The 11,013-nt window shown below is 66.6% G+C and carries 9 protein-coding genes and 1 pseudogene; 5 read left to right on the plus strand and 5 right to left on the minus strand.

Translation table 11 applies throughout. The features are described from left to right. Nucleotides 1-144: 144 nt before the first annotated feature. Together Q8M88_RS07905 and Q8M88_RS07910 are read right to left on the minus strand one after the other, a co-directional pair. A complete protein-coding gene (locus tag Q8M88_RS07905; protein ID WP_305596115.1) occupies nt 145-1,806 on the minus strand; it encodes an ATP-binding protein in 1,662 nt (553 codons plus the stop codon). A gap of 3 nt (nt 1,807-1,809) precedes the next feature. After that, nucleotides 1,810-3,318 (minus strand): ATPase domain-containing protein, encoded by a 1,509-nt coding sequence (locus tag Q8M88_RS07910; RefSeq protein WP_305596117.1) that lies wholly within the window; start codon nt 3,316-3,318, stop codon nt 1,810-1,812. Between the two features lie 172 nt (nt 3,319-3,490). On the opposite strand from Q8M88_RS07910, the pseudogene parE reads away from it, so the two are divergent. From parE to Q8M88_RS07935, 5 genes and pseudogenes are all read left to right on the plus strand, one after another. Beyond that, a pseudogene (gene parE, locus Q8M88_RS07915) lies at nt 3,491-5,542 on the plus strand (DNA topoisomerase IV subunit B). 153 nt (nt 5,543-5,695) lie between these two features. Next, on the plus strand, nt 5,696-7,315 hold the full coding sequence (locus tag Q8M88_RS07920; protein ID WP_305596119.1) for a DEAD/DEAH box helicase: 1,620 nt from the start codon (nt 5,696-5,698) through the stop codon (nt 7,313-7,315). Nucleotides 7,316-7,436: 121 nt separating this feature from the next. Next, nucleotides 7,437-8,492 carry a GGDEF domain-containing protein gene (locus tag Q8M88_RS07925; protein ID WP_305596121.1) on the plus strand — a complete coding sequence of 352 codons (1,056 nt, stop codon included), beginning with the start codon at nt 7,437-7,439 and terminating at the stop codon, nt 8,490-8,492. 96 nt (nt 8,493-8,588) lie between these two features. Further along, nucleotides 8,589-8,726, plus strand: a complete 138-nt coding sequence (locus Q8M88_RS07930) for a hypothetical protein (RefSeq protein WP_305596123.1) — start codon at nt 8,589-8,591, stop codon at nt 8,724-8,726. 37 nt (nt 8,727-8,763) lie between these two features. Next, nucleotides 8,764-9,546: a 1-acyl-sn-glycerol-3-phosphate acyltransferase gene (locus Q8M88_RS07935; RefSeq protein ID WP_305596125.1), complete on the plus strand. Its 783-nt coding sequence runs from the start codon at nt 8,764-8,766 to the stop codon at nt 9,544-9,546. Here Q8M88_RS07935 and Q8M88_RS07940 read toward each other — a convergent pair. The 3 genes from Q8M88_RS07940 to Q8M88_RS07950 all read right to left on the minus strand — a co-directional run. Further along, nucleotides 9,543-9,935 (minus strand): iron-sulfur cluster assembly accessory protein, encoded by a 393-nt coding sequence (locus Q8M88_RS07940; protein ID WP_305596127.1) that lies wholly within the window; start codon nt 9,933-9,935, stop codon nt 9,543-9,545. The genes Q8M88_RS07935 and Q8M88_RS07940 overlap by 4 nt on opposite strands. Before the next feature lie 2 nt (nt 9,936-9,937). Beyond that, complete coding sequence (locus tag Q8M88_RS07945) at nt 9,938-10,297, minus strand: SUF system Fe-S cluster assembly protein (protein WP_305596129.1); 360 nt, start codon at nt 10,295-10,297, stop codon at nt 9,938-9,940. 2 nt (nt 10,298-10,299) lie between these two features. Next, the coding region (locus Q8M88_RS07950) for an aminotransferase class V-fold PLP-dependent enzyme (RefSeq protein ID WP_305596131.1) at nt 10,300-11,013 on the minus strand (714 nt) is incomplete at its 5' end.

Consider the following 11,013-nt stretch of genomic DNA (forward strand, 5'->3'; position numbering starts at 1 on the left):
TCACAGACCACGATGAAGCGGAATCACCGCTCACGCCTTTTCCAAACAGCCTCTAAGGGATTTGGTTTAGCGTTGAACCTGAAGGGCCGCGGCGCAAGCCGCGGCCCTTTTCATTGGGGCGTCGCTAGTCGCGTGCCGCCACGCCTAAGCCAGCGCGGCGCGGACAGCCGCGTCGAGATCGTCAATCTGGAACGGTTTTCTCAGCACCCGGTCGGCTTCGATCACCTTGTCGACGGCTTCCATGTCGGCGTAGCCGGTCGCCAGGATGATCCGCAGATCGGGGGCCCGAAGCCGCGCCTCCGTGACGACCTCGACCCCGTTCATGCCGGGCATGGCGTAGTCTACGATCATTAGCTCTGGCGTCGCGGCGGCCAGGCGCTCCAGGCCTTCACGACCGTAAGCCGCCTCCACCACCGCGTAACCGAGCATCTCCAGGCACTCGACCATGAAGCGGCGCACGCCGGCGTCGTCCTCGATCACCAGCACCCGCTTGCGCGGCCCGTCGGCGCGGGCCTGCAGCGGCGCGCTCGCCACCTCCGGCGCTACGAAGGCCTCGCTGACCGGCAGCCAGATTTCGACGGTCGTGCCCTCGCCCGGCGTGCTGGTGATGCGCACCGTGCCGCCAGACTGCTGAGCGATGCCGTAGACCTGGCTCAGTCCCAGGCCGGTGCCCTTGCCCAAGGGCTTCGTGGTGAAGAAAGGATCGAACACCTTTTCGATGAGATGGGGTGCGATGCCGACGCCGTTGTCGCAGACGGCGAGGACGAGGTAGTCCCCCTCCCGAAGGTCGGGCGCCGCGGCGCTGGACCGCCGATCGGTGACGATCCGAATGACGCCGTCGCGTGTCATCGCGTCCCGCGCATTGATCACCAGATTCAAGACAGCCAGTTCGACCTGATTGGCGTCCGCCATGGCCCAGGCCGAAGTCTCGTCCAGCATCATCCGGATGCTGATGCGCGGCCCGATGGTGCGGTCGAGCAGATCGTCCATGCCAAGGACCAGGGCATTGATATCCACGGGCTTCAACGTGAGCCGCTGCGTACGTGAGAAGGCCAGCAATTGCCGGGTGAGCTTCGCCGCGCGGTCCGCGGCGTGAAGCGCGAACTGGGTTAGGCGCGCCAGTTTCTCATCGTCCACTCGTCGCTGGATCAGCTCCAGATTGCCGCCGATGACCGTCAGCAGGTTGTTGAAGTCGTGTGCGATGCCGCCGGTGAGCTGGCCCACCGCCTCCATCTTCTGCGACTGAACGAGCGCGGCCTGGGCCCGTTCGCGCTCGGCCACTTCCTGCATGAGCTGGTCGTTGGCCTTGGCCAGGGCGTGGGTGCGCTCTTCGATGCGTGACTCCAGCGTGGTGTTGAGCTGCTGCAGCCGCTCTTCTGCAGCCTGCAGATCGTCCAGCCGCTTGCGCGCTTCGTACTGCCTGCGCCGCGCTCGAAGCGCCGAGTCCACCGCACTGGTCAGCGTCTCGCCATGGATCGGTCGCTCCAGCACGATCACATTGCCGAGCTGATGCAGCATCAGCAGAGCAGCTCCTGGACGGCGGCCGCCGCGCTTGGTGGCGAGCAGAATGAACGGAAAGTCCGACCAAGGAGGCTGCGCCTCGAGCCATCGCAGCAGCGCTCCGCGATCGGCGTCGACCAGGGACTCCTCGGTGATCATCGCCGCCCCAGCGCCTTGCGCCAGTTCACCGGCCAGTTCGTCGCTGCTGGCGCAGGCCAGGCATTCGTGACCCTGGCGGCCCAGCAGGTCGGCGATCACTGAAGCATCCCGCCCCCTCAGGGCCAGCAGGAGGATGCGCTGCTCCACCGTTCAGGCCCCCGCCGCGCGCTCTGCCGCCATCATCTCCGTCGCGCCGCGATAGGTCGGCAGGCCGCTCATCACGCCTTCGAAATCCTTGAGCGGAACGCCGACCTCCAGACCGCGTGGGGTCAGGCGAAACTCGCGGATGCTGGACTGGTGCTCGGTCGTCCGGCTCTTGGCGACTGAGACCGCCTTGAGCATTTCGCCGTGGGCCTCGAAATATCTAAACAGCACGATGGTGTCGGACAGATAGCTCAGGTCCACGTCGGCGCGCACCTCGCCGACGATGCCGTGCTGGCCAAGCACCAGCATGGTCATCACGCCCTGCTGGTTCAGATAGCTCAACAGTTCATGCATCTGCAGCAGCAGGTACTTTTCGCCCGGCATCGCCTGCAGAAAGGCGTTGAGGCTGTCGATCGCCAGGAATCGCACCTGGTCAACCTCGACAGCGGTGCGGATCCAACTTGCGAACTCGCCAGGCGACAGCTCTGCAGGATCGATCTGCCGGATGCTCAACTGACCGCTTGCGATGTAGGGGGCGAGGTCCATGCCCAGGGCGCTCGCCCGCGCCAACAGTGTCGCGAGACCCTCGTCGAACAGATAATAGGCCGCCTTCTCCCCACGCTGCAGCGCGGTCAGGGCGCAGTGCACCGCCGTGCTGGTCTTGCCGACGCCGGATGGACCGGTGAGCAGGGTGTTGGTGCCGGGCGCGATGCCGCCGCCCAGCATCTGGTCGAGCGCCGGTACGCCGGTCGACACCAGCTCTCCGGTGAACTCGCGGTGATGCTCCGCGGCGATCAGGCGCGGGAACACCGCCACACCGCCGGTCTCGATAATGAAGTCGTGGAAGCCGCCGCGGTATTTGACCCCGCGCATCTTCACGACACGAAGCCGGCGCCGCTCCGATCCATATTCCTGCGCCGCCTGCTCAAGCGTGATCACTCCATGGGCGATGGAGTGGAGTTGCAGGTCGCCTGGATCGGAGCTGCGGTCGTCGAGCATCAGCACCGTGCAGCCCAGGGTTGAAAAATACTGCTTCAGCGCCAGGATCTGACGTCGGTAGCGCAGCGAATTCTGCGCCAGCAAGCGCATCTCCGAGAGGCTGTCGAACACCACGCGGGACGGGCGGATACGGTCGAGACATTCCATCACGCCGCGGATCGTCTCGCCGAGTTCGACTTCGGAAGGGTCAAGGATCGACTGCTCGCTCTCCGGATCGAGGCCGTCCTCGCTGACCAGCTCGAACAGTTCGATCTCGTCCAGCGACCAGTTGTGGCTGCGGGCGACTTCGCGCAGTTCCGCGGCCGTCTCCGACAGCGTGATATAGAGCCCGCGTTCTCCCGCCTGCGCCCCGTTCAACAGGAACTGGAGCGCAATCGTCGTCTTGCCGCTGCCGGGCGTCCCTTCGATGAGATAGGACCTGTTGGGGGTCAGACCGCCGCCGAGGATGTTGTCCAGATCCAGGATTCCTGTCGAGATGCGCGACGGTTCAACGAGGGGGTCGGCGATTGAGGTCATCAGGCTGTCACCGGTGTCGACGCGCGGCTGCGCGCCTGCGAGCGATCAAAACGAGCTTGGCTGAGTTTGGATGCAGGCCGCCCGCGTCAAAGACCCCGCGCCTACGCCGCATTGCTTTGGTCCCGCCCGCGATTCATACCGGGTGGAGTTAGAATCAAAGCACGCTCCCCCCATGCCTAAGGCCACTTCAGCCGCCACCCAGTCCTCGCTATTCGACGACGCGCTCAATCCTGCGCCGGCGAACCCCCTGACCGAGGCGCACGAACCGCGTCCGCAGGCGGCGGCCAAGTCTGGCGGCTATTCCGCCAAGGACATCGAGGTTCTCGAGGGCCTGGAACCCGTCCGCAAGCGGCCGGGCATGTATATCGGCGGCACCGACGAGCGCGCCTTGCACCACCTGTTCGCCGAGGTGCTCGATAACGCCATGGACGAGGCCGTCGCCGGCCACGCCAAGATCATCGAGGTGAGCCTGGACGCCGACGGCGCGCTGACCGTGCGCGACGACGGTCGCGGCATCCCGGTCGACCCGCATCCCAAACACCCCGGCAAGTCGGCGCTGGAGGTCATCATGACCGTCCTGCACTCGGGTGGGAAATTCTCCGGCGACGCCTACGAGACGTCCGGCGGCCTGCACGGAGTGGGCGTCTCGGTGGTCAACGCCCTGTCCGAGCGGGTCGAGGTCACCGCCTGGAAAGACGGTTTCGAGTGGCGTCAGTCTTTCACCCGCGGCAAGCCGCTCGGACCGATCCAGCAGATCGCGCCGTCGAAGAAACATGGCACCGCCATCACCTTCGCGCCCGACCCGCTGATCTTCGGCGAAGGCGTCGCCTTCAAGCCGGCGCGCCTGCACCGGATGGCCCGGTCAAAGGCCTACCTGTTCGGCGGCGTCGAGATCCGCTGGTCATGCGATCCTTCGCGCATCCCGGACCAGACGCCGGCGCAGGCGACGTTCCGCTTCCCCAACGGCCTGGCGGACTTCCTCGCCGAGCGGGTCAAGGGGCTTGAGACAGTCACCCCCGAGCCCTTCACCGGCCGCTACGAGCGCAAGGGCGAGGCCGGGGCCGTGGAATGGGCGATCGCCTGGACGCCGGCCGGCTTCGGCGAGGCCGACGGCTTCATGCAGTCCTACTGCAACACCGTACCGACGCCCGAGGGCGGCACGCACGAGGCCGGGCTGCGCGCGGCGCTCACCCGCGGACTGAAGGCCTATGGCGAACTCACTGGCGAGAAGCGCTGCGGCCTGATCACCGCCGACGACGTGCTGGCCCAAGCAGGCTCTCTGATCAGCGTCTTCGTGCGTAATCCCGAGTTCCAGGGCCAGACCAAGGAGCGCCTGTCCTCCAGCGACGCCCAGCGCCTGGTGGAGCTCGCCCTTCGCGATCCTTTCGATCACTGGCTGACCGCCCAGCCCAAGGCCGCCAGCGCGCTGCTGCAGTTTGTCATCGAGCGCGCCGAGGAACGGCTGAAGCGGCGCAAGGACAAGGAGGTCGCGCGCGCCTCTGCGACCCGCAAGCTCCGCCTGCCGGGCAAGCTCGCCGACTGTTCGGCCGGCGCGGTCGACGGCGCCGAGATCTTCCTGGTCGAGGGCGATAGCGCCGGCGGTTCGGCCAAGCAGGCCCGCGATCGCCGCACCCAGGCGATCCTTCCCCTCCGCGGTAAGATCCTGAACGTCGTCTCGGCCAGCAGCGACAAGACCGGTGGCAACAAGGAGCTGTCCGACCTGATGCTGGCGCTTGGCGTCCAGGGCGGCTAGAAATACCGCGAGGAGGAGCTGCCCTACGAGCGCGTGGTGATCATGACCGACGCCGACGTGGACGGCGCGCACATCGCCTCGCTGCTGATCACCTTCTTCTACCGCACCATGCCCGACCTGGTGCGCGCCGGCCGACTGTTCCTGGCGTTGCCGCCGCTCTATCGGCTTAGCCACGGCGGCAAGGCGATCTACGCCCGCGACGACGCCCACCGCGACGAGCTGCTGGCCACCGAGTTCAAGGGCAAGAAGCCCGAGATCGGCCGCTTCAAGGGGCTGGGCGAGATGATGCCGGCGCAGTTGAAGGAGACCACCATGGATCCTTCGAAGCGCACGCTGGCGCGCGTCACCCTGCCCCGGTCCGAAGAAGCGGTGATCGACCTCGTCGAGGCGCTGATGGGACGCAAGCCGGAGCTGCGGTTCCGCTTCATCCAGGAGAACGCGGAGTTTGCAGCGGCCGATATCGACGTCTAGGCGTTCAAAGCGGGGCTTATCATGGGCTTCGCACATCGAACGCGTTGACTTAAAGGCCGTCAGCCCTATCTTCCGGCTCGCGCGACGACTGCCGTTCGCGCCGCCGCGGTTCGCCAGCCCTCAAGGGTGGAGCGCCCGCCCCGATTGCTCCAGATGACTGATTTTTCCGAATTGGGCCTGTCGCCCGCGACGCTTAAAGCCGTCGCCGACACCGGCTATACGACTGCAACTCCGATCCAGGCCGAGGCCATCCCTGTCGCGCTTCAGGGCCGCGACGTGCTGGGCATCGCCCAGACCGGCACCGGCAAGACGGCGGCCTTCACCCTGCCGATGATCGACCGGCTGGCCGCCGGCCGCAGCAAGGCGCGCATGCCGCGCTCGCTGGTCATCGCGCCGACGCGCGAACTGGCCGACCAGGTCGCCTCCGCCTTCGAAAAGTACTCCAAGGGCCAGAAGCTGTCGTGGGCGCTGCTGATCGGCGGCGTCTCCTTCAACGACCAGGAGCTCAAGCTCGACCGCGGCGTCGACGTGCTGATCGCCACCCCCGGCCGCCTGCTCGACCACTTCCAGCGCGGCAAGCTGTTGCTGAACGGCGTGCAGATCCTGGTGGTCGACGAGGCCGACCGCATGCTCGACATGGGGTTCATTCCCGATATCGAGCGCATCTTCGCGATGACCCCGCCGAAGAAGCAAACCCTGTTCTTCTCCGCCACCATGCCGCCGGAAATCACCCGGCTGACCAAGCAGTTCCTCAACGATCCCGTCCGGATCGAGGCCTCGCGCCCGGCGCAGACGGCAGAGACCATCAAGCAGCACATCGCCCGCGTGCCGAGCTCTGACCCCAAGGCCAAGCGCACCGCCCTGCGCGCCCTGGTCGGTCGCGCCGACGTCAAGAACGGCATCGTCTTCTGCAACCGCAAATCTGAAGTCGACGTAGTCGCCAAGTCGCTGAAGACGCACGGATTTGATGCTGCGCCGATCCACGGGGACCTCGACCAGCAGACGCGCATGCGCACGCTGGAATCGTTCCGCAAGGGCGAGCTGCGTCTGTTGGTGGCTTCGGACGTCGCGGCCCGTGGGCTGGACATCCCGGCTGTCAGCCACGTGTTCAACTACGACGTGCCGCATCACGCCGACGACTACGTCCACCGCATCGGCCGTACGGGCCGCGCCGGTCTCACCGGCGACACCTACATGATCGTCACCCCCGCCGACGGCCGCCAGCTCGACAAGGTGCTGAAGCTGATCGGCATGGCGCCGGACGAGGTCGTGCTCGACATCGATTGGTCGCAGATCAAGGAAGAAGGCCGTCCGGCCCGCTCCGGCGGCTCGGAACGTCCGTCGCGTGATCGCGGTGGCCGAAGCCGCAGGCCCGAACAGGTGGATACGGCTCCGGTCGAGGACGCGCAGCCTGCGGTCAGCGCCGAACCGGTTGCTGAATCCGCGCCGGCCGAAACCTCCGAAGCGCCGCGCCGTCCGCGTGGGCGCCGTTCGACAGGACGGGACGCCGCGCCACGCGAGGTCCCCGCCGCCGAACCCCAGCTGCGCGAAGCTCCGGCCCGTGAGGCTCCGGTTCGTGAAGCCGCGCCTCGCGAAACGCCGGTACGTGAACCGGCCGAACGCGAGGCTCGCACGCCACGCCGCCAGGAACGCGATCGCGAACGCCCTCGGCGTGACCGTGACGACGATGATCGCAGCGGCGTGGTAGGTTTCGGCGCCGATACGCCGGCCTTCCTGATGCGCCCGCCGACGCGTCCAGCAAGCGAAGACTGATCGTCGCGGATCGCCGCCAAGAGCGGCGGCTTAACGCCTCGTTCGACTCTCGCCTGTAGTCTCACTAGCGCGAAACGCCGTGCGCCCCGGGGGGCGGGCATGGCCGAGTTGAGGATGCGCTATGTCCGGCGATGTCGAGACCATGTTGCGTGGGCCTGGCGCCTTTGAGGTGGCCCGCAGGGCGCTCGAAGAGATGGAGCGCCACCGGGTTTGGCCCACCGCGCTGAACTTCGAACTTTGGACCCACGTGGTGGTCGCGCCCGACGGCGCCCTGGCCCGCGAGATCGCCCGGCTGATCGATAGCGGCGAAGCCTTCACAGACACGGTCAGCGACGAATTGGCCGCGACCTACTTGCCGAAGGCGCGCCTGAACGACCACATCCGCGACGCCGGCGACGCCCTGTCCAAGGAATTGGCCTCGGTTTCCAAGGCGATCCAGACGGCGCGCAAGTCCAGCGAGGTCTATGGCAAGACCCTGGCCAGCGCCAGCCGCGTGCTGGACGATGAACAGGACCCCGCCGAACTGCGCCAGACGATCGCCACCCTCACCGCGGCGACCCGCCGGGTGCACAAGGAGAACCGGGCGCTCGAAGAGCGGCTCGAGGATTCCACCAACGAGGTCAACCGTCTGCGCGAGCACCTGGAGCAGGTGCGCCGCGACGCCACGACCGACGGCCTGACCAATCTGGCCAACCGCAAGGCCTTCGACGACGAGCTCGACCGGGCTTGCGACGAAGCGGACGAAGGCGGTTGGCCGCTGACGCTCGCGGTCATCGACATCGACCACTTCAAATCGTTCAACGACACCTGGGGCCACCAGACGGGCGATCAGGTTCTGCGCTTCGTCGCCAGCGTCATCGGCAAGATGGGCTCGGCCCCGCGGGTCGTTGCGCGTTACGGCGGTGAGGAGTTCGCGCTGCTGTTCCCCAACGAGACCGCCGCGTCCGCCTTCGCGGTGCTGGAGACCATCCGCCGCGAGGTGTCATCGCGCATGCTGAAGCGCCGATCGACCAATGAGGATCTGGGTACGGTCTCGGTCTCGGCCGGCCTCGCCGAGCGTCGCCCTGGGGAACAGCCCCCCGCCCTCATGGAGAGGGCCGACGAGGCGCTCTACGCCTCCAAGCATCGCGGACGCAACCGCACGACCAGCGCCGAGGACATGGCCAATGCGGCCTGAGTTTCTTACTTCGGCTGAGTCTCTTACCTCGGCTGGGGCGCTGCCTTAGGCTCCCGCGCAAGTCGCCTCTGAGCGGCGGCTACGAGGGACGCGACGGTGAGCCAGAAGAAAGTGGAGACCAGCGGGCTTGACGCCGAGCGGATGACCCAAGGCCTGGCGGGGCGGACCGCGAATGGGATTGAAGGCATCGCCGCGTTCATCGAGGCGCGCCCGGCACGCTTCATCGACTCCTGAAGCTCTTCCTCAGCAGACGGCAAGAGAACGACATCACATGCGCAGCCTCCTATTCGCCGTCGCCTATTGGTGGCTGTCGCTGTTCTACGCGATCCTCGCCGCGGTGCTGGCGGCCCTGCCCGGCCGCGCGCCGATGGCCTGGGCGATCCGCCTCTATACGCGGCGCATGCTCTGGGCGATGCGCGTCTTCGCCGGCATCAAGGTCGAGCTGCGCGGCCAGGAGCGATTGCCGAAAGGCGCCTTCATCATCGCCGCCAAGCACCACTCCTGGGGCGATGGCTTCGTGATGTTCGCGAACATCGACAACCTTGCATTCGTCACCGGCGATCATCTGGAGCGGGTGCCGCTGTTGCGCGCCATCCTGCGCAAGCTTGGGGCGATCGTGGTCGACAACTGCGGCGGGCCCGAAGCACGTCGCGCGCTCGCCGCCAGCGCCGCGGCCGCCCACGCCGAGGGCCGTCGCATCCTGATCTATCCGGAAGGCGCGCTGTCAAAGCCTGGCGAACGGTTTCGATATCGGACCGGCGTCTACTACATGTCGCGGGACTTCAACCTTCCGGTCGTGCCGGTGGCGACCAACCTGGGCCTCTTCTGGCGGCAAACGGATTTCAAGAAGACACCGGGGACAGCGACCATCGAATTCCTCGACCCGATCGCGCCTGGCCTGGACCGCACGCCGTTCCTCGAGCGCCTGGAGGAGGTGGTGGAGGGTCGATCGCAGGAGCTGATCGCCAGGGCGACGGGAGAGCCGGCGCGGCCGTCCGTGCTGGTGGCCAACCCCAACGATGCGCGCCGCAAACCCGAGCCCGCCGAGGCTTAGAGCTTCGCAGGCTCGATCGTGACGCTTTCGCCGCATCCGCAGGCGTCGGTTTCGTTCGGGTTGTGGAACACGAACTTCGAAGCCAGTCGCGTCGACTCGTAGTCGATCTCAGAGCCCACCAGGAACAACACCGCCTTGGGTTCGATGAGGATGGTGACGCCCTTGTCCTCGACCACTTCGTCCAGGGGGTTGGCGGCCTGGGCGTATTCCAGGACGTATTCCTGACCGGCGCAGCCGCCGTTCTTCACGCCGACACGCAGCCCGGCGTAGGGCTGCTCAGCCTTTTCCATGATCTCGCGGACGCGCTCCGCCGCGCGCTCGGTCAGGGTGACCAGCTTGGGGCGAGGACGCCGGCCGCGGCCGGAGGGACCGATATCGAGGTTTTCCATGGTCACAACATATTCAGGGCGAGCTTGGCCTCGTCCGACATCAGGTCGGGCGTCCACGGCGGGTCAAACACCAGGTCGACCTTGCAGGACCTTACGCCTGGAACCTTTAGCACGGCGTCACGAACCCATTCGGGCATCTCGCCGGCCACCGGGCAACCTGGCGCCGTCAGCGTCATATCGATCGCCACGTCGAGGTCGTCGGAGATGTCGACCTTGTAGATCAGGCCCATCTCGTAGATGTCGACCGGGATCTCCGGGTCATAGACCGTCTTCAGCTTGCCGATCATCAGATCGGTAAGCCGGTCGAGCTGCTCCTGGCTGAGCTGCGGCGAGGTCGGTTCGATGTTGGCTGTGTCGGTCATGATCAGGCGAAAAAGGCTTGGGTCCGGGTGAGAGCATCGACGAAGGCCTCGGCCTCGTCGTGGGTATTATATAGGGCGAATGATGCGCGTCCGCTCGAAGTGACGCCGAAACGTCGCATCAAAGGTTCTGCACAATGGGTGCCGGCGCGCACCGCCACCCCGTAGCGGTCCAGAATCTGGGCGACATCGTGGGCGTGAGCGCCTTCCACGGTGAACGACAGGATCGCGCCCTTCCCCGGCGCTTCTCCGAGCACTCTCAGCCAGTTGGCCCCGGCGAGTCGCTCGGTCACATGGGCGTAGAGGGCGGCCTCGTGCGCGGCGGCGGCGGCGCGATCGACACCGTTCAACCACTCGATTGCGGCTCCCAGACCGATCGCTTCGAGAATCGGCGGCGTGCCGGCCTCGAACCTGTGCGGCGGGTCGGCATAGGTGATCGCCTCCAGGCTGACCGCGCCGATCATCTCGCCCCCGCCCTGATAGGGTGGCAGCTCGGCAAGGCGCGCGGCCTTCCCGTAGAGGATGCCGATGCCAGTCGGCCCATAGAGCTTGTGGCCAGAGAACACGTAGAAGTCGGCATCCAGCGCTTTCACGTCCACCGGCTGGTGGACGATCGCCTGGCAGCCGTCGACCAGGGTTACAGCCCCCGCCTCGTGCGCCAGGCGCACGATCTCTGCGACTGGATTCACCGTGCCGAGCACGTTGGACATGTGGGTCAG

This window comes from Phenylobacterium sp., assembly GCF_030693805.1.
In the GTDB taxonomy this organism is placed as follows: domain Bacteria; phylum Pseudomonadota; class Alphaproteobacteria; order Caulobacterales; family Caulobacteraceae; genus Phenylobacterium.

What these genes read in the sequence shown, in the direction of transcription:
- Q8M88_RS07910 (WP_305596117.1), bottom strand. Translation starts at nt 3,318, where the DNA reads ATGACCTCAATCGCCGACCCCCTCGTTGAACCGTCGCGCATCTCGACA.
- Q8M88_RS07920 (WP_305596119.1), top strand. Translation starts at nt 5,696, where the DNA reads ATGACTGATTTTTCCGAATTGGGCCTGTCGCCCGCGACGCTTAAAGCC.
- Q8M88_RS07925 (WP_305596121.1), top strand. Translation starts at nt 7,437, where the DNA reads ATGTCCGGCGATGTCGAGACCATGTTGCGTGGGCCTGGCGCCTTTGAG.
- Q8M88_RS07935 (WP_305596125.1), top strand. Translation starts at nt 8,764, where the DNA reads ATGCGCAGCCTCCTATTCGCCGTCGCCTATTGGTGGCTGTCGCTGTTC.
- Q8M88_RS07940 (WP_305596127.1), bottom strand. Translation starts at nt 9,935, where the DNA reads ATGGAAAACCTCGATATCGGTCCCTCCGGCCGCGGCCGGCGTCCTCGC.
- Q8M88_RS07945 (WP_305596129.1), bottom strand. Translation starts at nt 10,297, where the DNA reads ATGACCGACACAGCCAACATCGAACCGACCTCGCCGCAGCTCAGCCAG.